Genomic DNA, 22,177 nt, shown 5'->3' with positions numbered 1-22,177 from the left:
ATCTTCTGTAAGAGTGTGTCCAGGTTCGGGCGCGCAAGCTGGGCTGTGAAGTCCTTGTCGTAGAAGACCGTTCCCGGACCAAGTCGCTTCTTCAGCTCGGCTGCAATAGCAGCCACAAACTCTCTTCGTTCTCCAGGGAAAGACAAGGCCACCTTGAAGCGCATCTCCTCGACTCTCGAGATGTTTGCCACCCACGCATATGGGACTTTCGATTGCTCCGACTCCGGCGAGACAAAGTTGCTCAGGTAAAACCGCGGGACCGTATGTGCTCTGGTGGCCACAAGACATCCTACTCAAGTCGTCCAACGCCCGAGTTGACCTGCGAGCGAATCAGACAAAAGCGAGCGAAGCGAGCAATCCGCAGATCGCTCGTCAGGTTCAACGATCGTTAGACATCGGTCTCACGGAGCCTGGCCCATGCCGCAAAACGCAAGAGTCCACCCAAATAACGCGTGGCAGACGCTGGCTTCCAAGCGGCATCGAGCGCGATTCCAAGCCTTTCAGCGGCCACCATCTTATCGTTGTTCGCGTCGCGCAAGCACTCGAGCGCGAGGCGAACCGCAGGCTGACGGGCGACTACGTTCCGTCCGTAGTCCACAAGCTCGGACGCGGAACTCACCTGAGGGCGAAGCATCAACGTGCCCTTGCTTGCGTCTACAAGGCCCAATGCAATCGCGTCTGCAACAGCGTTCCTGAGGCCCAGCGACTCAAGTTGTCCTCGCGTTAACGCGCCGTTCTGATTGAATACTCGTGCCAATAGGTCCTCGAGGCGAGCAGGGGCGGCGGTGCCAAGAAATAGTCCGCCAATAGCCTTACTCGCCGACACAACTCCCATTTGAGCGCCGTTCCCATCTGCACGGGCTACGCCTCGCGGGTGTAACTCTAGGAGTCCAGCGAAGACCAGCCAACTTTTCAAGCTCCCGGCGTATTGGCGAAGGGTCGCCTTCGAGAACGTTTGGCTTCGCGGTTGCTGAGTCTCAAAGAAGCTGATCCAAGAATCGTAATCGACAACCTCACCTTTGGCCCAATGTCGTTCGATTGCCTGCGCGACAACATGCCGTCGCAGCTGATTCCGTACAGTTTCGGCGATGTGTTCAGCATTCAAGTCTGAGACATAGCGCGCGACGCGATACACCCCCGGCCCAGCAGATTCAACAAGCTGCAAGGCAACCAAGTCGCTAAGCAGGTTCCAGGTTGGCCCCTCCTTCAATCCTAGATGTGAACCGAGGCCGACGGCTGGCAATGGGCCATTTGCGTCAAGAACTGACAGCGCTCGAAGTGCAACCGAAGGCATCCGTTGAAATGGTCGAGCCCACGGGATCACTGGCACCTTCCCTTCTACGAGATAGTCACGGAAGATGTCCCAGTAGACGACGTAGTTCATGCCGCTACGGACGAGCAGCCTTTGATGAATCAATAGATTGGTGGTGTCGCGCGCAAACTTCTCCTCTACCTCAGAAACAGCTATGGGCGCTCGGCTGGCGACAAATTTGAGACACCTGAGGTGCTCGTCCTTCAACTGCTCAAGATCCTGCTTGAACAAGTGCTCGATATCCAGCTCTCGTTCGAGCAACAAATACTGAGACTCAGGTGTCGAGACACGCTGCAGCACGTGCACAAGCAACTTCTTGAGCAACCAGGGCAGTCCTTGGCATTGCTCGGCGAGACGAGAGCGGAGCGCAGGAGAGAGCTGCTTCGCCAGTGCGCACTCCGCCTTTGAGACAACGCTCGCGATCTCGCCGCGACCGAATGCACCAACCTTGAAAGTCCGGCGCCGATCCGCAAGTTGATGCCATAGGTGGTAGGCCGGATGCTCTTGCGGTAGCGACACGTCAGTCTTCCACGCGAATCCCAGGACGAGTTGTACCTGCCGCGCATCGATGTCGAGCGTTAGGTCGCGGACCGCGTGAAATACCTCGAAGAGAGTCTCCTTGGCGAACAATTCTTCGAACTGATCGAACAGCAGGACGCAGAGCTTGCCACTGCCTTGCAGCTTGTCGAGCGCGCCTTGAATGTCTGCCGAAGCGAGTGGCTCGCGGAGGCTCTGAATTCTGAGTCCTGGTTTGCGCGGGCTAACTACGCCTGCATCGCGCAAGGCGAGGCGGAGGGCCTCAGCGACGAATGCAGGTGAGGTTGCTGAACGAGAGTCTATGGCAGTAACTGTGCATCCCGATAGCCTACCGGCACCGGCTCTGCGCGCCAGCTTCAAAGCAAGCGAACTCTTGCCCCATCCGCTGGGGGCTAAAACGGCGAAGGAACGCGTGTGAGTGACGGAACTTCGGACGTCGCTCAAAAACCCGACGATATCGGAGAGCACATCGTCACGGCCAACAAAATCAACCGGTCGCGCCGGTCTCGGATCGTCCCACGCATCTCCAGGAATAACTCGGGCGACTGAGACCTGAGTACTCGTGTGCGAGAGCCGGGATCGCGGGACACTCGGTTGCTGTACATCCAGAGCTATCCGGGTTAGTCCCGAGTACCGAGGGGAAGCTCCTGCCACATCGCTTGCTACGGCCGCCTCCAAAGGAGACCCATTGCGAGCGTCAAACGCACAGTACTTCGTCGGTAGCCCGTCTTCGAGAAGCTCCACGAGCCACGCTCGTCGATTGGGTGACGCAACGAGGGTCCAATCGCCTACGTCAAAGTTCGCTAGATGATGGACTAGTGAACGCGGATCTACAAGCGACCGCTGTGCGATGAGTACGTCAATCGTCTTGGAAGGTGAGTACCAAACGAGCGAACGAGCGTGACTCTCATCCTGCTGTATCTCCTCCCAGAGTCCTCGCCCGTCCTTGGTGAGATCGCTCGTTGAAAAGAGCCAACCTTGGTCCGCGCGTCGCAGCTGAACGTTGCCCATCAATTTCGTGATAGCATCAGCTGGAACCGGATCCCGATAAGCCTTGCACTCGATGAGGACGGTGAGTGGGTGGTCCTCGCCTTTCGCGAGTATATCGACTTCCATCCCGGTAACGCGCAGCCGCCTCTCCGCACGAAGCCGCATTGGCCGAAGGATTTCGTGGACGAACTCCTCGTAAAAATCACCTTTGGCGTCATTCGACCAGGCTGCCGGTACCGCGAGGATGAGGTGGTGACCGCTCATATGGCCTATGCGTCTGAAGTCCGAAATGGTGTGCGTAGCGCGAAGCCCGAGCGATGTCTAACTATTACGTGAGCCGCTTAGCCTGTGAATTGACTGCGCGGTCCATCTCGTCCCCGCTCATGTTGCCTCCTAGCGAAAACGGCCTTAGCATTCACCACTTGGCTCCCTCTGTCAAGAACCTTTGTTCTGAGATATGCCGCCGGTCCTGGCGGGATATCCGGATATTGGCTCGCGCGATATCCCAGAAGTCGAACCCGCCCTCCTGGTCCGCCAGGAAAGGGTCAGAGCCGAGCGAACCGGTTTGTCAGAGCACAAGGGTAGGAGAAGGTTTAGTCCCGGAAAGCCGGGGAGCCCGAAGAAAGTACGTCGTGGGGAAGGACGTTGTTGGCTGTTCTGACCTTCAGGCGTTGATTGATCCAGCAGACGCCCCGCCCCGCTCGTCCTCGAGCACCTGGACGATGGCTTTCTCGGTGGAGCAGCCGCGGGTGGTGTAGGCGGCGATCTTGGCGAGCTCGTCGGGCTTGGTCGTGTAGTAGAGCTGGGTGTACCGGTCGGTCACGAGCCGGGCCACGGAGCGGCCGACCGGCGTGTAGAGGTACAGCTCGGAATACTCCTTGTCGATCAGGTGGAGGCTGTTGAGGAGCTGAAATTCGAACTCCGAGAACACCAGCCGCTTCCGTTCCTTGATGGATTCCACGCTCTCCGGCTTCTGCTGCAGCAGCACGAGGAAGTCCGAGTTTTCCAGGAGTGCGGCGCCCGTCAGGCCCATCTTGTCATAGTAGTCGTTGATCCCCTGGGTGATCGTCAGAATCGAGCCGCCGTACTTCCGGACGCGGCGGACGCTCTTCTCGAAAAACGTCGCCGTGTTTCCGCCCTGGCTGAGGAGGTCCCAGGCCTCGTCCATCGCGCAGATCTTCGGCTGATCCTGATGGCCGCTGTACATCGCGCCTTGGATGGCGAACAGCAACTGCAGCAGGATCACGCTCCGCACCTCCGGCATCGTGTCCAGGCCGTCCAGCTCGAGCACGACGAAGGGGTTGTCGAAGCTCAGGTTCCGGTCCGCCTCCGGCGTCCGATCCGCCCGGTTGAACAGCCGGCCGTAGTTGCCCTTCTCGGTATAGGGAAAGAGCATCTGGCCGAGGTCCCGCTGGCGGGTGTCGGCCGCCTCGTGCAGGACGCGGGCGACGTCGGTCGGGGTCCCCTCCTTTCCCTGCTCGTCGAGCACCCGGTCGAGCGCCTCCTCCAGCCAGGACATTTCGAGGTCGCTCAAGGCCCGGGAGGGCGAGGCCATCTGCGCGAAGATCGCCTTCAGCATCGCCATCTCGTCCGGGTCCCGCTCGACGACCGAGCTGAGCGGGTTGAGGCAGAACTCCTGGTGCCGCTTGCCGAACTCGATGTATTGGCCGCCGACCTGCTCGCAGAGCTTGATGTAGCTCTTCCCCGCGTCGATCATCCAGATCCGCGCGCCGAGCCCCAAATAGCCCCGGATCAGCTCATTGGCGAAGAAGGACTTGCCGGAGCCCGATTTCGCGGCCACGCAGATGTTGTAGTTCCCGGAGGGATTCTTGAACGGGTCGAAATTCATCACCTGGCCGCAGCGGGAGACCAGCAGCACCGCCGGCCGGCCGAGACCCTTCCAATCGCCGACGATCGGCGCCAGGTGCGGCACGACGCCCGTGTGGATCGTCTTGAGCCGCCGCAGCTTATCCCGCAGCATCGGCACGTCGTTCGGCAGCCCCAGCGGGAGCGAGAACAGGAGCATCGGCAGGCCGATGTAGTGGTCCTCCTGGACCAACCAGTCCAGGCTCCGGTAGAGGGCGCGGAGCGCCTGGGTCTGCTTCTCGGCCTCCTCCGGGGTCCCGGTCCAGAGCAGGATGTGGAAATAGGCCCCGATCGGCGCGCGCCCGTCGGCGAGCGCGTTCACCATCGCGTCGAAGTGCTCCTTCTTCCGCTTGAGGGCCGGCACGACGCTCAGGAGCCCGCCATAGGATTGATTGGTGATCAGCAGGTGCTTGTTCCGGATGACCCCCTGCGCGGAGGGGGCGTCCAGCCGGACCGTGTTCAGCGTGATCCAGAAGGGCACGGTGACTTGATCGAAGATCCGATGCAGGCTCCCGATCAGCTCCCGGTTCAGGCTCCCGTGCCAGCGCTCCGGGAACTGCTGGATGGACAGGCTCTTCACGACCCGCCCGTCCATTTCCAGGTACGTCGGCGTCACCCGCGTGACCGTATCGTAGCGCACGGCCTGCTCGGCCAGGGGCCGCAGCGGGTCGTACGACGGCGGCAGCTCGTCGTGGGCATGGGCGGGATTCAACAACAGGTGGAGGAGATGCAGGAGCGCCGCGGGCTCCAGCCGGCGCACCCCGAGCCCGCAGCTCTTCAGCAGTTGCTCGATCCCGGCACAGCGCTCCGCGATGGTCTCGAGCTTCAGGCCTTGGGGCTTGAGGCCGGTCTTCAGCCCCGCCCGGTGCTCGCCGGCGAGCGGGATGGTGACGCTGATGTAGCAGGTGACATCCCGGACCGGCAGCCCCGAGGTCGCGAGCAGGTGGTCCCGGCGCTCGTGGAAGAACGCCCTGGTCCGCTCGGCGAGCCGCGCCAGGACCGGGCTCGCGTGCTCCCGCAGCTTGACATACTGGTCGAGCCACGGGCCCACCTCCGGCGAGCCGTGAAGGGCGATCTGGATGGTCGAGCCCGGCGGGAGGTCCAGTTCGAAGAGGTTCGTGAACTTCGCGAGGACCTGGTCGCCCAGCCCGAGGAGCGGGTCGGCCGCGAGCACCATCCCGCACCGCCCGTCCCCCTGGATGAAGAGCTTGTGGACTGGATCGTAGGCCTGGTAGGGCAGATGCGCGCTGAGCGGATACCGCGCCAGGATCCGGTTGCTCTGATAGATCGGGACCGGCACGGCTCGACCCTACTGCGTCAGCGGATCGCCGAACCCGCCCCCGTCATACCCATCGCCGACGTCGTTGAAGCCGTCGTCCCCGCCCAGGGGCATCGGCAGCATCATCGGCGGCATCCCCGGTCTGCCCGGCGGCATCGGCAGCAGGGGAGTCCGGGGCGGCCGGGACGTCAGGGCGCGATCCTCGCGGTCGGGGCGGCCCGTCACCGGATCCCCCGGCGGCTTCATCGCCCCGGACGCCCGGCGCTGCCCGGGCCGCTCGATCATGGAGGAGATGGTCGGCACGAGCGTCCCGTTGCCCCGCGACGCCTGGACCACCGGCCGCCTGCGCGGCCCGTAGGCCCAGTCGCTCTCGGCGACCATCATATATAAGAGGGACGCCTCATGGAGCCGATTCTTCTCATCCCGCCAGGGCGCGATCCAGACCCGCGCGATCCGCGGCGGGGTGAGCGCCGGCTGCCCGACCTGCAGGTCCGGGGCGGTGAGGCCCGGCGGCGCCTCCGCCGGCGCCGCCGGGAGGGCCGTCGCGCCAAGGGCCACCCCCTCCCCTGATCCCGAGCCCGCCTCCCCGGACAGCGGCAGGCGATCCAGGTCGTACCGGTTCTCGTAGACCGTCATCACGTCCTGGCACCGGATCCCTTCCGGGTAGCCCTTGCAACTGAACGACTGGCCGTACATGCAGGCGCTCGTCATCCAGCCCGCCGCCACGAGCACCAGCGCGGCCCGCCCGCGCCGCAGGGTCCTCCTCGATCCCGACATCGCCTGTCCTCCCCGCCCCGATCAGTTGACCACTACCATCTCGGTCACGGTCGTCGAGTCCCCGTTGTCGTCGGTCGCGGTCATGGTCACCTGATAGCTGCCCGGCTCCTCATACTCCGCGACGACCGCGGCGCGATTCTCGACCACGTGGCCGTTCCCCAGGTCCCAGTGATAGCCGCGCACCCGCCCGTCCGGATCCTTGCAGCCGGCCGCAAGCCGGAATTGGCGGGGCCGCATCGTCCCCCGCTGGGACACCGTGCAGGTCGGCGGCTGGTTGGCGACGGCGACGAGATGGACCTGGTGCTCCGCCTTCTGCTCCTGCTGCGACTCGATCCGGAGCGTAAGCGTGTACTCCCCCGGCTCCGGCAGCGTCGCCACGCCGATGTTCCGGTCCCCCAGCGCCGCGCCGTTGAGCCGCCACTCGTACTTGACGACCTTGTCCCGCTTGATCCCGTCCCGCACCGTCGGCCGCACCTTGATCGTCAGCGGCGCCTTCCACCACCGGTTCGACGGGGTCATCTTCACGGTGATGGCGTAGGGCCGGGTCTCCTCGACCATCACCTGGTCCGTGAACGTCTGGCTGTGGCCGGCCTGATCGGCGACCGTGACGGACGCCACGTACATCCCGGGGGTCTTGTACACGTGGGTCATCCCGGACTTGTCGTTCACGACGGTCTCGCCGTCCCCGAAGTTCCAGGTGTAGGTGAAGATCCCGCCGGGGGCGCTCCGGCGGTCCCCGTTGACGCGGTAGGCCACGGTGAAGGGCGCCGCCGGATCGCGATCGCCGCGCTTGTCCAGCGTGAACGCCGGAAAGGCGTAGCCCAGCACGGGATAGGTCACCGAGCGCACGGCGACCTCGTCCACGGCCGTGCTCCCCTCCGGCACCGCCCGGACCACGACGGCATGCACCCCGCCGCTTCCGGCCGGCGTGTAGGTGACGCGGTCCTGGCCGGTGAGCACCGAGCCGTCCGGCATCGTCCATTCGAGCCGGATGGGCCCGGTGCTCGCGTGGCGCGCTTTGACCACCGCGGTCAGCGTGAACGGAAAGCCCTCGACCGCGAACCGCGGGGCGCGCACCACCAGCGACGGCGGCGGGACCGGCGAGACGGTCAGCTCCTTCCGCAGCAGGTCCGATTCGGCCTCCGGATCACCGCTCGCCTCCACGACCACGGCCTTCGCCGCGATCGCCAGCTTCCCGATCCGCTCGCCCTGGAGGGCCAGGACCGGCCCCGCGCTCGTCTGCCCGTTGACCTCCCACCGGATCTCCACGGTGCCCCGGAGCACCCCGCGCGGCACCGAGGCCACGCCCTTGAACAGCGCCGTCGCCCCCCGCACGATCTTCGAGGGGCCCGAGAGGCGCAGGACCGGCTTCGGCCAGCCGATGACCTCGAGCGTCGCGCTCGCGGTCGCCGCCGTCCAGTCCGGCGCCTCCTCGATGGACACGGCCGCCTGGAGGGTCTTGGGCCCCAGCGTCGTCCAGGAGACGGACACCTGCCGGCCACCCGCGGCGGCCTGCCCGATCCCGCCGTCCGTGTTCCAGGTCACCTTCGGCGTCCCGCCGCTGGCCACCACGAGCGCCTCGCAGGTGACCGCCTGGCGCCGGCCGACCTGCTCCACCGGGCAGGCGACGGTCGCCGTGATGGTGGGCAACAGCACCTGGATGGTCGCCGTGAGCGGCGCCGTGACTTTGGAGGGATCCTCCTGCAGCCGCACGGCCACGGCCACTGTCACGGGCTCGCGGCCGGTCGGCTTGACGGCCGCGGTGGCGCCGCTCGACGTGACGGTCGCCTGCCCCGCCGTGACCGTCCAGACGTACTGGAGGGTCCCCACCGGCGCGGAGGCCGTCACCACGCAGGGCGCGGGCTGGGCGATGCCGGTTTCGGGCGGGCAGGCCACCTGCGACGCCGTGGGCGCGTCGTAGTCCTTGAACGCGAGGGTCAGCCCGCTGATCACGGGCGTCTGCTGGCGGTCCGGGCTGGCGACGAGGAGCGCCGCCAGCGTGATGGAGCGGTCTGCGAGCTGGCCCAGGGTATCCTGGGTGACCGCGCCCAGGTCTGTGGTCGTCATGCCCTCCGTGGCGAGCGCATCAAGACCGGCAAGCGGCTGCCAGGCTCCCTGCCGGTAGACCTGCCAGGTGCCGCCCCGGTTGACGCTCACCGCCCAGCGGACCTCCGTGCCGGCCGGCTGGCTCACCGCCGGACTGAGGCCGGTCAGGACCCGCGTGACGGCCGGTCCCTGGTAGGCCGGGGATACCACGGGTCCGCCGGCCGCGGGATAGCGTGTCACCGCGTCCATCGTGCCGACGCAGAGCGCGCTGCCACAGGGGGTCGCCGCCACGAGCACGCCGCTGGCGGTGTCCGGATCCGGCGCCAGGCTCGCGGCTCCCCCCAACACCAGATCGCCCCGGCCGGCCTGGCGTTCCTGTCCCATCTCGTAGACGGAGAGTTTGTTCCCGGCCTGGACCCACAGCCGGTCGCCACGAGCCGCCGCGGCCTGAAAGTTCGACACGCCGGTCAAGGTGTTGCCGGTCACCAGGCCGGCCCCGTCCATGATCCGCACCACGCCGCTGTCCGCGACCAGCCAGAGACGTCCCTGGCCGTCTCGGGCCGCATACTGCGGAGCCTCGACGTCCAGCGGGAAGTCCGGACTGTAGCGGCTCCAGGCGCCGTCCTGATAGCGCGCCCAGCCGTAGGACCAGGTGCTATTTTGAGAATAGGCCATCCGCACGAGGATGGTCCCGTCGGTGACCAGCACTCTCGAATAATTGGACGACGAGATGGAGGACGAGCTGAACAGGCCCCGCACATCCACCGCGACGCGCTCCGTCTCGACCCTTCCACCTGACGAGGTGTCGTACCGGACCAGCTCGTGCGTCAGCTCGTCGCTCTTCCGGAGCAGCCCGACCAGCCCCTGATTATCCGCATAGAGCTTGTCCGGCCTCATGTACGGCGATGGATCTCCATAGACTTGGATGGTCCCCTCCCGCGTCGCCGCCGCCAGGCGAAGGACCCCGCACACGATCCAGACCCGACCGTCATTGGTCACCGCTGACGCATTTCCGGACGCGCAATCCGCATAGCCGGAGGTACCGAAATCGACCGTCACTCCCGTATCGGGCCGGATCAGCCGCGCTTTCTCGCCGGTGACTCGCCAGACCGTGTGTCCATCGGGCGACGCGATCAGTTGCGCCTGCGACGACGTATCCGGGAACAGATCCGGTCCGCGCACCAGCTCGGCGCTGGTGACCAAGCCGAGGCTGGCACCTGGCGTCACGGTCTCGAGCGGCCTGAACCACTCACTCAGGTCCGCCGCGACCTCGGCCGTGGCGGCCCAGGCGACCGCCGCGCCGCCCCAGGCAAGCGCGAGGCCGAGCACCCCCGCGAATCCCGTCCGCACCAACTGGATCGTGCTCCGATGGCTCACCCGTTCCTCCCTGTTGAAGCCCGCAGTCCCACCCTTCGGGTATTACGGCGCACATGCCTGCTCAAAGGGGCGTGTCCGGCAATTCCTTTCCTTCCGTCACGATGAGCACGCCCTTCCGGCCGGCGTCGATCTCGATCACGGGAAAGATCGACCGCGCCATCGTCATGTAGAAGCGCGACAGCAGCTCCGCCGACCGGCCGAGGCCGCCGGCCAGCCCGGAGATCCCCACCAACTGCGGATCCGGGAACTGCAGCAATTGCTGTGGATTCTGGGAGATAAAAAAGCCCTGCTGGAACGGCAGGAAGGCCCGGGACAGCCCGCTCACGAAGCCCGCCAGGAGCGAGCGGTACAGCAGCGCGCCCTCGCGCATGACCACCCGGCCGCGGAGCCCCACCTTGCCGTCTTCGCCGGTCAGCACCCCCTTGAGCCCGACATCCGTGGCCTGCCCGTTCTTCTTCACGCAGCTCAGGCCCAGCACGCGGATCTGCGTCCGCTCGCTGGAGAGCTCGCCGATGCCCTCGCCCAGGACGAAGCACTCGCGGAGGTTCAGCCGATAGTCGTTCGGGAGAAAGGCGAGGTTGTTGACTACCATGAGGACGGGGTACGGCTGCTGGCGGCCCCCGCCGCCCATTCCGCCCATCCCGCGCGCGTTGGCCGGCGCGTCAATGCCGGAGAGCAACTGCACCGGAATGAGCGTGCCGGTGTTGATGAAGTATTTGCTCCGCGCCGCCAGCGCGACCGGCTCGGCCTTGAAGACGCGGATCCGTTCCGCCGGTGGTCCGGCCGGCTTCCCCGCGGCCTCCGGTCCCGGGGGTTTTGCGCCGCTCTTGCCCCCGCCGCCGGTGGGCGCGCCAGCGGCCGGAAGCTCTCCCCGGTCGGCGGCCGGCGCCGCTCCGGTGTTGGAACTGGAGCCGGCGGGCGTCGGCGCGAGCGGCAAGGGTGGGAGCGCCGACGCGGGCGGCGGCGGCGGATGGCGCTCGGCGGCGCTCCCCGCTCGCCCGCCCGCCTTCCCCAGCCCGCCGGGGACGATCCTGACCCCGCCCGGCGGACCGGCCTCGCCTTTGGCGCCAGCCGGCCCCGGCGGTCCCTTCCGCTGGTCCTTCTTCAGCTTCTCCAGTTCACGCTGGAGGTCCGCGATCACCTTGCTCTGCGTCTCCATGGTCTTTTCGAGCGACTTCATCTGTCCCCCGGCGGTCGCGAGCCACACCTCCTGGTCGGCCTTCGGCGCCAGCGTCGCCGCCTTGGGCTGGGCTTTCTTCTTGCCCTCGGCGAATTCGGTCTGGCGCATCTGCTGCCCGACGACCACGAGGACCACCGAGACCCCGCCGAGGAGGGTCCAAACGAGCCAGCGCGGGAGGGCCGATTTCCCCCCGCCCCCCGCGCGCGGGCCGGGATTCACGGGATCGAGGATCGGCCCGGACGGCGACCCGCCTTGCGGAGAGAGCTCAGCCATGACTATGCCTCAGTGCTCGGCCTCACTGGTCCGCCGGCGGCAAGGCGGTGGGCGCCGCCGCCTCGCGCCGCGGCGCGGGGTACACCAGGACTCCGACCACCGACTGCCCCGGCTCCACGATCACGCGATCGAGTCCGATGGCCAGCTCGCGGCCGGTATAGAAGGCTTGCTCGCGCAACGTCTGCGTGCTGCCCGTGTCGTTGCGCCACTCCAGCCGACGGAGGAGGTAGGCCCGGCCGTGGTAGAGCCGATCCTGGACCAGCTCGAGTTCCACCCAGCTCAGCCGCTGGTCCTTCGGCGTCTCCACCACCTCGACCCCGGGCGGGGTCTCGCCTAAGAAGACCGTCCGCATCACGGTGGTGAGGCCGTCCACGTAGTCGGCGCTGTCCTGGGCCGGCCCGGCCGCCGGATCCGACGCCGCGTCAGCTCCCCGGCGGTCCGACAGGATGATGGTTTCCGACGGCCCGTTCCCCGGCTTCAACTGGAGGACGTAGACCTGCTGGTCCGTCAGGATCACCAGCTCCCCCGCAGCCGTTCCGGTCGTCACCAGCACGTGCCGCCCCTGGGTCTTGACCTCGATGTCCGGCTTCGAGGTGTAGGCCTGGATCACGGTGGAGGGGGCCGTGATCACGTTCACGTCACGCGCCGAGACCGCCGCGGTGACGGCGCCCTCGTCCACGATCTCCAAGCGCTGCACCGCCCCGGCGGCGGGCGTGACGCACAGGACCAGGGCCAGGACGCCGGCCACCAGAAGCCGCGCAGCGAGACGGAAGGTCATGACGTCTCCCGGCCCGGCGAGTTCGCCTCCGCCTGCTGGGCCGCCGGAATCGTGGGAGGTTCGGGTTTGGATTTCCGCGTGAACAGGCCCGCGCTGAGGCTGGACACCTGGACCCGCCAATCCGTGAACTGGAGGACGATCCGGTACTCCCGGTCTTCCTCCGCCACCTGGGTATGGCCGATGAACCGCCGCTCCTTCCCGCCCAGGACCACTTCGGCGCCGTCCACGCGCGCGTACTCCGGCGCGAAGAACCGGTTCAGGTTGTTCTTGACGATGTACTCCTCGTCCGCGCGCAGCGCCTCGCTGAGCGGGCCATAGGCGCCTTCGGCGACGTATCGGAGGAACGTCTGGTGCCCCAGTCGGACGCTGGCCGGGCTCACGTTGGCGACGTAGGGGATCAGCGACAGGGCGATCTCCTTCTTGTACTGGTCGCTCGCTTGATTGGCGCTCGCCCAGTACTCCCGCTCCACCGAGACCGGCGCGACATGGAGGACCACCGTCCGCCGGAACATCCCGTTGGCGATCAAGGCGAGGAGCAGGCCGGCGACCAGGACCAGCAGCACGACGTTCAGCGTGCGGGCGTTCGCCAGATGCTCGCGGTAAAGGGACCACTTCACGGCGCCCCAGCCTATTCCACCAGTTCCCGCACGTCTCCCGGCGGGCACCCCGTGAGGGCGAACATGGGCAGGCAGGACCAGTAGCACCAGTGCATGACCACCCCTTCGCTCTTGCCGCGCTTCGTCCGGCCGATCAGCATGGTCGAGAGGATTCCGAGCCCCAGGAGCAGGGTCAGCTCCCGGCTGACGATGCCCGCGAAGACGCAGATGATCAGGATGACGATCTCATCCAGCTCCCACCACAGGACCTGCGGCGGGCTGTCGATATAGCGGGGAATGACGTCCATGGCCGCCCGGCTGCCCCGTTACATGAGCCCCGTGATGATGCTGGGGAGCACGTTGGGGATGTAGTACGAGCCCGCCGCGATCCCGATCCCCGTTCCGAGTCCGGCCCAGTCTCCTTTCACCGCGCTGCCGACGCCCAGGATCCCCCCGAACAGCGAGAGGACCATCCCGAGCGACCCCTGCATCCACCCTCGAATCGTTTCGGCGATCTCATCGAACGTCGTGTCCGTGCCGGCCCAGGCCGCCGCGGCCATGAGCAGCGGCAGGGCCAGCACCAGGACCGCCATCACCACGACATGTGTCTTGCCCATCGTCCTGCTCCTCCTCATCCATCTCTTTCATCCTCTTTCATCTCGTTCGTGTGACTCCTCCGTCCCCGCCCCCGGTGGGCACCAACACGTCTCGACCTGCCGATCAGCCCATCGCCGCCTCCCTGCTCACGCCCGCTTCCCTATTACGGTCCGCCGAGGGCCGCGTCGTTGCGCCGCCGGGCCGCGCGCCGCAGAGCCCGCTGTACCGCCGCCCGCCCTCCGTCCGCGTGGCCGCGATCCGGAGCGCGTCCGCGCTCGCCAAGAGCACCAGCCGGCGCGTCGCCCGGGTGATCGCGGTGTAGAGCAGCTCCCGCCGCAGCAGGACGGCATGCTGGCGATGCAGGACCACCACCACGCAGGGAAATTCCGAGCCCTGCGCCTTATGGATGGTCAGGCAGTAGGCGAGCTCCAAGTCCCCCAGTTCCTCGACGGTGTAGCAGACGGACCGGTCGCCGAGCTTCACCGTCAGGGCCGCTTTCTCCTGATCGAGGTTCGCGACGACGCCGACTTCACCGTTGAAGATCTCCTTCTCGTAGTCGTTGACGACCTGTACCACCCGGTCGCCACGGGCGAAGGTCCCGAGCCGTGGCGCCTGAGCGGCGGCGGGGTTCAGGACCTCCCGAATCCGTTGGTTCAGCCCATCGGTGCCGAGCGACCCCCGGTGCATCGGAGCCAGCACCTGAATGCCCTGCGGCGCGTAACTCCGACCCGTCTCCCGCACGATGGCCTCCAGGCTGGCTGCCAGCTCCAGGGGGTCGTCGTGCAGGATCAGCCGCACATCCTGCAGCGCCCCGTACTCGCCGCTCCGCAGGGGCGGCAGCGTGCCCGCGTGGATCTGGTGCGCCCACGTGATGATCCCGGACCGCTCGGCCTGTCGTTGGATCCGGGTGAGGCGCGTGACGGGAACCCACCCGCTGGCAATCAGATCGCGCAAGACCTGGCCCGGTCCGACCGACGGCAACTGGTTGGGGTCCCCAACCAGGAGCAGCCGCGTCCGGGGCCCGATCGCGGCCAGCAGGCTCGCGAAGAGCGGCAGGTCCATCATCGAGGCCTCGTCCACCACCACGAGGTCAGCCTCCAGCGGGCAGCCCGCGTGGCGCCGGAACCCATCTGCCGGGCTATACTCCAGCAGCCGGTGCAGGGTGCAGGCCTCCACGCCTGACAGCTCGGTAATGCGCCGGGCCGCTTTGCCCGTCGGCGCCGCGAGCGCCACACACTGGCCCTCCGCCCGCGCCAATCGCACAATCTCCGCGACCGTGAAGGTCTTGCCGGTGCCGGGCAACCCCGCCAGGATCGAACAGGGCCGGGTCATCGCCCAGGTCACCGCTCGCCCCTGCTCCGGCGTCAGCCGCGGATCCAGCGTCCCCTGCCAGATCGCCGGCGGCTGGCGGATGAGGCGCGTCAACCCTTGCTCGACCTCACGTTCAGCGCGATACAGGTCCGCCGGATACAGCCGGCCGTCCTCGAGAACTGTGTCGCCGTCGTGGGCCGCCTGCCGGATCCCAGTCCGCGCGCACTCTGGGGGCACCGCCAAGAGCGCCGTCAGCGCTTCACCCACCTGCACTTCCGGCAGGTAGGTGTGGCCGGCCGCGGCGGCCAGCCGGAGCACTTCCCGGAGCCCGGCCCGCAACCGGTAGGGATCGGTCGGCTTGACCCCCAGCGCCTCCGCCACGGGATCCACCGTCCGAAACCCGACCCCTCGCACCTCCGTCAGCCGGTACGGGTTGGTCTGAATGATCGCGTCCGCACCGGCACCGAAGTGCTTCAGGGCCTTGGCCGCCAGCGTAAGGGTGAGGCCGAGTGCGCAGAGCCGGGACAGCAGGGCCGCCTGCTGGTGCTGCTGCTTCCAGGATTCCGTGATGGTGCGGAAGACCCCCGGACCGATGCCCGGGACTTCCATCAAGCGCTCCGAAGCGGCATTGAGCAGGTCCCAGGCAGAGACACCGAACGTCTCCGTGATCCGCCGCGCCCGCTCGGGCCCGACTCCGCTGATCAATCCCGAGGCCAGCAGCGCTTCCAGAGCTTCGGCCGAAGGCGGCTGGTGCGGCGCGAGACTCGTCAGGCGGAGCTGCCGGCCGTATCGCGGCGACGTGACCCAATAGCCCGTCACCCGCCAGGCCTGCGTCTCCCGGATGACCAGCCCCTCGGGCAACTCGCCGATCGCGCGAAACCGCGCGCGCTCCCCGTCCATCGCCCGCATCGTCAACACGGTGTACCCGCTGCCTTCGCTCCGGAACACCACGCGCACGACCTCGGCGCCGACGGTGACCATTTCCGCGGATGCCTTCTCCCGCTGGCGTCCCACACATCCCTCCCGCCCCAACTCACCGCTCGGGTGGTCGCCATCCGCGCTGGATCACGTCCAGGTCACGGTTAGGCCCACCCAGCCGTTGACCGTCGCCTGTGTGGATGGCGCCCCGCCGACATCCCGGCCGACGCTGGCCTGCAGGTGAAGATTTTGAGAGATCGGCACGACGACGCCGAGTTCCGGCGTGACGATGATCTCGCGGTCCTTGGCGGGGTTCCCGGTGCCCCTCACCGACGCCGCCTTCACGTCGGCGACCACGGCCACCGGCAGGGATTGGATGCCCCAGGCCATCCCCGTGACGCCCGTCCATTGGCTGGTGCCGCCGGCCGGCCAGTGCCCGCGCTGGTTCGAGGGCGCCGCCTCGTAGATCGCGTTCACATGCCAGTACCGCTGGCTCCCCAGATCCCAGCTCACCAGCAGCGTGCTCTTGAGGGCGGGACTTTTCCGGTCCCCCATGGTCGGGATCTGTGCCTGGACCCGGACTCCGACACTCACCTGGTCATCCCGGTAGAGCCGGCCCAATCCGCCGACCCGAACGGCGTACATGTCTTCCGGGGTTCCGGGATGCAGCGGATGACCACGCAGGACGGTTCCGCCCACGTCCAGCTCCACGTCCTTGGCGACGCCGTACCGCACCTCGATCGGAGCATGCCCCCGGATGGCCGACGGAAACACGTGGGCCCGCAGACCTGACTGCACCACCCACTCCTTGTGCGGCACCGGATAGGCATCGTCGAGACTCGTGGGATAGCCGGGCGAGAGATTCAGCGGCGAGTAGGCCGCGCTGTCGGCCACGCTCCCTAGCACGCCCAACCCCATCGCCAGCAGTACAGCCGCGACCCGAACACTCGCCTTCCTCATTCTGATCCTCCTTGTCGAAGCAACCCGTCAGTCCATTCCCGTATTACGACCGTCCGCGACGTCCGACCATGCGGGGCAGCCGGTCTTGATGGTCCTGGTGATTGAGCAAGGCCGCCCGCAAGGGCTCCGGGATCCACTGGACCCAGGAGGGCCGCCAGCCGCAATTGATGCAGTAGTGGTGATCGTCCAGCGGATCGACGGAGTCCACCATTAACCCGCTGCACTTCAGGCAGTGATCCTCGAGACTTCCCACGCCGTTCATTCGTCCCCTGGGTACTTCGGTATTACGCACAGGCGACGGCACGGGAGTGAGCACAACCCGAGCGATCACGGACTGCTTGGAAAGGCGCGGAACTAAGCTGAAGATTCGCCGTGGATCGAGGGCAGTAACGGACGTCTGAAAGGCGGTCTATGCGGTTGGTTCTACCAGTACGTCAGGAAGGTCAGAGTCTCTCTCGCAGGCTCTGGATTTTGGAGTTTGGATTTGGTGCCTGGCTCGTTACCTTGACAACCCCCAGGAATCTACGGACAATCACACCGTGGTGAGACAATAGACTCTTCGGGGAGACGGATCACTCTCGGCAACAGAATAAGCATGTGGCGCAGTAAGACCCTACGCCTCTTTATCATCGAAGGCCCGTCGCCTATGGACCTTCTCCTGCGTCGGTCCGAAGCGTCTGCTCTTCAGACTATCTGCGCGCTTATCGGACACGAGGTCACCGTCCTGCAGGCAATATCTCCCGACGATTTCGCCAAAACCTGTTCTTTCATCGCGAGCATCGATTCCACGTATGACCAGCAATCTATGAGGAATTCCCCTTTATGCATCCACCTCGCAGCTCACGGCAACGAGGAGGGGATAGCGTTTGGACCCAAGATCATAAAATGGACTGAGCTCGCGGCAAAGATACGTCCTATCTGCACCCGCCTCAAGAGATATGATTGGCCCGTTATCCTGGTCATCTCCGCATGTGGCGCGGCGCACCAGACCTTGACCCAGCAGCTTCGGGAAGCTTATCGGGAAGAGAACTCCTTCACTCCACCGACCTACCTCTTCATCACGGCAGATGAAACGCCGAGATTTCCACAAGCGGCTGTCTCATGGGCAGTGTTTTACCACCATCTTCCAGAGGTAGACCTGAAATCCAAAAAGGAGGTACAGGCTATCCTTCGTAAAGTGCGGGATGCAGGGGCCGCGAGTATCAAGTACTATCGATGGGAACAGAACAAGAAGAAATATCTACATTACGTCCCGGATTAGCTTGAACCCTTTGACAGGGGCTGCGCGCCGCCTATAGTGACCAGCCCATCATGAACCGTTCCGGCTCTCCAGGAGGGATCGTGCCAGAATGGAACTGGGATGCAATATCTGCTATCGGTACCTTGCTTGCTGTGGTCGTTGCTCTCCTCCTCGGGCTCTGGCCGATTGTTGATACAAGGCGAAAGGAGAAGAAGCAGGCAGCTCTGCTGCGTCAGCAGCTCTACACGCAACTCTCAGTGATCCAGCCTCATCTCGGTAGACGAAATACTCCGCTACCACCTGTTGCCCTGAAGGCAATTCACGCTCTGGAATCAATATGGACTGAAGCTCATTTGCTTGAACCTGAGGAATTCCAGGCTCTGGGCACCATTATCGCCTCTCTCATGCCTCATAAGGACGGTTGGGGACTCCCGGAGGATCAGGCCGACCAACTGTTCACCCAAGTATTCGAAACCCGTAGACTCCTGGCGAGACGTTCGGGATGGACCTTTCCCGATCCGTCCGTCGATAATGTTAGATCTGGGGACGCCGAATAAGACTATCAGCACTCTCTGACCGAAAAACACACCATCCGAATAGTGCTTTGCAATCCACGGCCTGTACTCCATTGCCTCACCTAAAGAAATTCCAGCCCATGCGTCACGGTCCCACGCGAGCCTGAGACCGACCGGACGACTCGAAGCCGGAGCGGGAGGACCAACCTGTTCTGAGGCCAAGGTAACCAGGCGAGCACGCGACTTCCCACCTTGAGCCCCGGCCGCTTCGTGGAGAGCGCCAGACCGCCTGAGCTCACGTTGAGGCACTTTCCGGTCCGGACGAGTTTGGGCTTCGGTAGCGCATTGGGTGAGGGAAACGCCAGGAATTTCAGCGAGCGGCGGTACGAGAACCGAGGATACGCCCGGCGTTCAGACTCGGACTGCTTCATCAGCAGCCAAGGATACCACTTATGCCGATGTTGTAAAGAGAACCCTCCACGAGAAACCGGTCTCGCTGTAGCCCCATGGTCCTCGATGAGCCTGCGCTTCCGTGCCTCCAGGCTCTTTGAGCTGGGCGACGATCATCCCATGCCCTCTGTCTCAGTTCTGCTCTCCTTGGCCTTGCTCCCCTTGGCCTTCCCCTTGCTGGAAATGGCCTCAGGCTGCCGCACGGAGGCTTCGCCCGCCGTCTGGCGAATCTTGGCCGTGACCTCTTCCAGCATGCCGATCCCCTTATTCACCACCGCATGGAGGTCCGCCGGCCACTCCCTGCTGACGGCCAGCATCTCATGGACATGCCGCAGGAGCTCGGAGGCCTGGAAGATCTCACGAGCGACGAGATCGGTGTTCAGAACGAGATTGCAGACCTGCTCCCAGTTCTGCCGCCAGAACGCCTCGTTGGTCCGCAGCGTGGTCACCTGATGTTCCACCGCCTCGAGGCGCTTGGTCTTCTCCTTGAGCGCATCCCGTGCCGCGTCGAGGTCGGTGTTGGCTTGCTTGAGTTTTTTCGAGAATTCGACGGCCTGCGCGTGCTTCTCGTCCAGTTCCTTCTGGATCTTCTTGAGGTCGGGGGTTTTCGGCGACTGCTGCTTCTTCTCCAACTCGGCGATGCGCTTGTTCGCCTCCTCCAGTTCCCCCCGGCGGGCTGTGATCGAGGCGGTGGCGACCTCGAGTCGCTGCGTCAGTTCCCGGATCTCGGTCTGGAGTCGGCCGGCTTCGGCCTCCGCCGCCGCGCGGTCGGGCGCCGAGTCCGCCACGAAGGCGTCACGCGTCGCCTGCTGCAGGATTGCCTTGGACACCTGCGGGTGTTGGGCCACCAATTCCCGGAACAGCGCTTCGAGCACGTGACCCCGATCGGCCTTGGGATGGGCCGCGAGCGCGGCCAAGAACCGGTCCCGGAGCGTGGCCAGCTCGTCCGCGATCGCCCGTTTGGCGACCTGCTGCGCCTCGGAGAGTTCCGCCTGCGCCCGCAGGCGGTGTTGCCGGGCGAGCGCGAGGTCGAGTTGCCGGCGGAACGCGTTATCGTATTTCGCGATGACCTGCTCATTGGGCGAGTCCACGATGAGGCAGGGGACCCGAGCGTGGTTGAGCTCGATTGCGGCCCGGCGCCGCTGAAAGCCGGCGTACACCGGATAGGTTCCGCTCGGCTGTCGGGGGCCGACCAGGAGGGGTTGGAGGATTCGGCCGGCGGCCGCGATCGCGTCCCGCACGACCGCATACTCTTCCTCGGTGGTCTCGAACAGCGCCGCTCTGCTCGGTTCCACCTCCAGCTCCTCAACCGGGACCCAGACGATGTCCTGGCTCATACGCATGTCCTCCTTGTGGTGAGCGTGGTCGACCGGTGGCGGGGAGACGCCGGGACCGGCGACGGCGCCTCGGGGTTCCATCGCGTGACGATGCCCAACCCGGGCAGCTTCAGGACGGCGATCGCGCCCTGTTGCTCCAGCGCCCGCATCAGCCACGCGACGGTCTGGCGGCGGATGCGGAGCGTCCGGGCGATCTGCCGGAACGAGGTGGCCTTGCCGTCATGCGCCTTGAGGTACGTGCGCAGGCGCTCCTCGATGGTGCCTTCGTAGATCCCGACCGCGGCCGGCACTCCCATCACCCTGGCTTCCTCCAGAATCCCCGGTCGCAGGGATCGCACGGGCACCACCAGTTCCATCCCGCGCCTACCACGGCCCGGGATCGTGGCGGTCCAGTAGAGCTGGTCGGACGCGGCCACCAGCAGATCCAGCAGGACGCGCGCCCACCGGCCTTCTGTGGCCCACCGCTGGAGGGTGCGCAGGCCGCACGTGACCACGAACAGGCGGGCCAGGAGGCGCTGGAGATCCTTCAGCTTGATGTAGGCTTCTCCGGCCGCGAGACTCGGCGGCGAGGCGCCGGCGGCACTGAGCAGCCGCACCACCGCGGTCCTCGTCCGCGCCGTTCTCCGGTAGGCCGCGGTATGCTGGCGATGCCGGCGCCACAGCTCCAGCTTCGCCACCACCCGCTCGGCCGTCCCTGGCCCCATGCCTACCGCTCTCCCTCCGGCACGGTCTCGTCCTCCTCGCCCGCGAGTTGCGCGGACAGCGGCGTCAAGCGCGATCTCGTCCGCCACTCAAACCGCTGCTTGTCCACGTGGCGCTTCTGTTTCCGGAATTGGCTATAGGGCATCGTCCCGACGGTCTCGCCGGTCTGACGGTCGAGGATGTCCACCAGAATGTCGTGCCCCCGGAACTGCTTCTGCATCTGCTTTTGGCCGTACCGATAGAGATGGAAGGTGTGCTTCGCGTGACGGCCTCGGACCGAATCCCACGTCGTCTGGGCCTCGATGGCCGCGATGACCATTTCCTGCTCCAGGTCCTCGATCTCGACGGCCCGGTCGAGTCCGGCGTACTTGCGCACCAGCTTTCCCAGCAGGCGCTTGCTGTTGAGGAGGGTGGGCAAAATGGCATGAGGATCGTCGGCGGTGGGAGTCGGCGGGCGCGCGATGGTCAATGACCCGGGTCCGGACCGGAGAACCCCATTCAAGAAGGTCCGTCGCCGATCCTCTCGGCTTTGTGCACGCAGCTCCAATTGACAACCCATGTGCTGAGTCATTCCCAGCCTCCGGTACGCCGTCTCCCTAACGCTTCGATAGGGACCCACGTGACGATTGAATGACCGCGGGCCGGTGATCGAACTGGTTTGTCAGCGGATCACGGCGCACGCGCGGGCCAGACCGTTCATCGGCAAAACAAAGAACCAGATCAAGACCCCTTTTTTGATGGCGACCTCCGTCTCTGCACATGCGGCTTTCATCAGCACACGCCCGGGCCTGCGCCTGCCCTGTGTGGCTCGACCCGTCACCAGCCCGGTGAGCGAGTTTCAATTTACTTTGGTATTACGGCACGGGGCGGGACGCGCAGTCAGGAAGGGCACCGCGGATCAGTTGTCGCCAGGTGATCCGGCGAGGCAGGCCATGGGAATCCTGCCTCGCGAGTGCGTCGAGCGGTCAACCGCGGACGCGCTGACACGCATGGGCGGGAAACGGCGTCGCGGGACCCACCATCCGCTGGCGTAAGGGGAACCACCATCCCCTGCCGCAGTCGGACCCACCGTCTCCAGGATGTGAATCCTGCGGGAAAGGCAAAAAGGGGGCCGACGACCGAAGCCGTCAACCCCC

General features: G+C 65.8%; 19 protein-coding genes. 3 read left to right on the top strand and 16 right to left on the bottom strand.

The genetic code is table 11. The features are described from left to right. Nucleotides 1-388: 388 nt before the first annotated feature. The 12 genes from AC1U7O_RS07510 to AC1U7O_RS07455 all read right to left on the bottom strand — a co-directional run bounded on the left by AC1U7O_RS07510 (nt 389) and on the right by AC1U7O_RS07455 (nt 17,050). Nucleotides 389-3,103, bottom strand: coding sequence for a restriction endonuclease (locus AC1U7O_RS07510; protein WP_479894099.1), 2,715 nt, complete (start codon nt 3,101-3,103; stop codon nt 389-391). Nucleotides 3,104-3,503: 400 nt separating this feature from the next. Continuing rightward, on the bottom strand, nt 3,504-6,005 hold the full coding sequence (gene traC / locus AC1U7O_RS07505; protein WP_479894098.1) for a type IV secretion system protein TraC: 2,502 nt from the start codon (nt 6,003-6,005) through the stop codon (nt 3,504-3,506). Nucleotides 6,006-6,014: 9 nt separating this feature from the next. Beyond that, nucleotides 6,015-6,761, bottom strand: a complete 747-nt coding sequence (locus AC1U7O_RS07500) for a TraV family lipoprotein (protein ID WP_479894097.1) — start codon at nt 6,759-6,761, stop codon at nt 6,015-6,017. 21 nt (nt 6,762-6,782) lie between these two features. Further along, nucleotides 6,783-10,184 (bottom strand): PKD domain-containing protein, encoded by a 3,402-nt coding sequence (locus AC1U7O_RS07495; RefSeq protein WP_479894096.1) that lies wholly within the window; start codon nt 10,182-10,184, stop codon nt 6,783-6,785. Between the two features lie 61 nt (nt 10,185-10,245). After that, on the bottom strand, nt 10,246-11,637 hold the full coding sequence (locus tag AC1U7O_RS07490; protein WP_479894095.1) for a TraB/VirB10 family protein: 1,392 nt from the start codon (nt 11,635-11,637) through the stop codon (nt 10,246-10,248). 22 nt (nt 11,638-11,659) lie between these two features. Then, a complete protein-coding gene (locus AC1U7O_RS07485) occupies nt 11,660-12,415 on the bottom strand; it encodes a hypothetical protein (protein ID WP_479894094.1) in 756 nt (251 codons plus the stop codon). Next, entirely contained in the window at nt 12,412-13,032 is a 621-nt protein-coding gene (locus AC1U7O_RS07480; RefSeq protein WP_479894093.1) for a TraE/TraK family type IV conjugative transfer system protein, read from the bottom strand. Before AC1U7O_RS07480 ends, AC1U7O_RS07485 begins: the two co-directional genes overlap by 4 nt. An 11-nt stretch (nt 13,033-13,043) precedes the next feature. Next, complete coding sequence (traL, locus tag AC1U7O_RS07475) at nt 13,044-13,319, bottom strand: type IV conjugative transfer system protein TraL (RefSeq protein WP_479894092.1); 276 nt, start codon at nt 13,317-13,319, stop codon at nt 13,044-13,046. 18 nt (nt 13,320-13,337) lie between these two features. Next, on the bottom strand, nt 13,338-13,628 hold the full coding sequence (locus AC1U7O_RS07470; protein WP_479894091.1) for a TraA family conjugative transfer protein: 291 nt from the start codon (nt 13,626-13,628) through the stop codon (nt 13,338-13,340). Nucleotides 13,629-13,731: 103 nt separating this feature from the next. Next, entirely contained in the window at nt 13,732-15,933 is a 2,202-nt protein-coding gene (gene recD2 / locus AC1U7O_RS07465; protein ID WP_479894090.1) for an SF1B family DNA helicase RecD2, read from the bottom strand. 51 nt (nt 15,934-15,984) lie between these two features. Continuing rightward, a complete protein-coding gene (locus tag AC1U7O_RS07460) occupies nt 15,985-16,797 on the bottom strand; it encodes a hypothetical protein (RefSeq protein ID WP_479894089.1) in 813 nt (270 codons plus the stop codon). A gap of 43 nt (nt 16,798-16,840) precedes the next feature. After that, nucleotides 16,841-17,050: a hypothetical protein gene (locus tag AC1U7O_RS07455; RefSeq protein ID WP_479894088.1), complete on the bottom strand. Its 210-nt coding sequence runs from the start codon at nt 17,048-17,050 to the stop codon at nt 16,841-16,843. Between the two features lie 393 nt (nt 17,051-17,443). Here AC1U7O_RS07455 and AC1U7O_RS07450 point away from each other — a divergent pair, with 393 nt between their 5' ends. Both AC1U7O_RS07450 and AC1U7O_RS07445 read left to right on the top strand, forming a co-directional pair. After that, nucleotides 17,444-18,058, top strand: coding sequence for a hypothetical protein (locus AC1U7O_RS07450; RefSeq protein ID WP_479894087.1), 615 nt, complete (start codon nt 17,444-17,446; stop codon nt 18,056-18,058). A gap of 80 nt (nt 18,059-18,138) precedes the next feature. Next, the gene (locus AC1U7O_RS07445) at nt 18,139-18,594 is read left to right on the top strand and encodes a hypothetical protein (protein ID WP_479894086.1); all 456 of its coding nucleotides are present in this window, start codon (nt 18,139-18,141) and stop codon (nt 18,592-18,594) included. Nucleotides 18,595-18,674: 80 nt separating this feature from the next. Here the strand turns inward: AC1U7O_RS07445 and AC1U7O_RS07440 are convergent, their stop codons facing one another. The 4 genes from AC1U7O_RS07440 to AC1U7O_RS07425 all read right to left on the bottom strand — a co-directional run bounded on the left by AC1U7O_RS07440 (nt 18,675) and on the right by AC1U7O_RS07425 (nt 21,459). Continuing rightward, nucleotides 18,675-18,983 carry a PilZ domain-containing protein gene (locus tag AC1U7O_RS07440; protein ID WP_479894085.1) on the bottom strand — a complete coding sequence of 103 codons (309 nt, stop codon included), beginning with the start codon at nt 18,981-18,983 and terminating at the stop codon, nt 18,675-18,677. A 132-nt stretch (nt 18,984-19,115) separates the two neighbouring features. Further along, on the bottom strand, nt 19,116-20,339 hold the full coding sequence (locus AC1U7O_RS07435) for a ParB N-terminal domain-containing protein (protein ID WP_479894084.1): 1,224 nt from the start codon (nt 20,337-20,339) through the stop codon (nt 19,116-19,118). Continuing rightward, a complete protein-coding gene (locus AC1U7O_RS07430; protein WP_479894083.1) occupies nt 20,336-21,043 on the bottom strand; it encodes a hypothetical protein in 708 nt (235 codons plus the stop codon). The genes AC1U7O_RS07435 and AC1U7O_RS07430 overlap by 4 nt, the downstream gene beginning before the upstream one ends. Before the next feature lie 2 nt (nt 21,044-21,045). Next, nucleotides 21,046-21,459 (bottom strand): hypothetical protein, encoded by a 414-nt coding sequence (locus tag AC1U7O_RS07425; RefSeq protein ID WP_479894082.1) that lies wholly within the window; start codon nt 21,457-21,459, stop codon nt 21,046-21,048. A 226-nt stretch (nt 21,460-21,685) separates the two neighbouring features. Here AC1U7O_RS07425 and AC1U7O_RS07420 point away from each other — a divergent pair, with 226 nt between their 5' ends. Beyond that, a complete protein-coding gene (locus tag AC1U7O_RS07420) occupies nt 21,686-22,075 on the top strand; it encodes a hypothetical protein (protein ID WP_479894081.1) in 390 nt (129 codons plus the stop codon). Nucleotides 22,076-22,177: the final 102 nt, after the last annotated feature.

The organism is Candidatus Nitrospira neuquenensis (assembly GCF_979578155.1).
The sequence above is the reverse complement of the archived record's forward strand: the minus strand, read 5'-3'. Positions and strand labels throughout refer to the sequence as shown.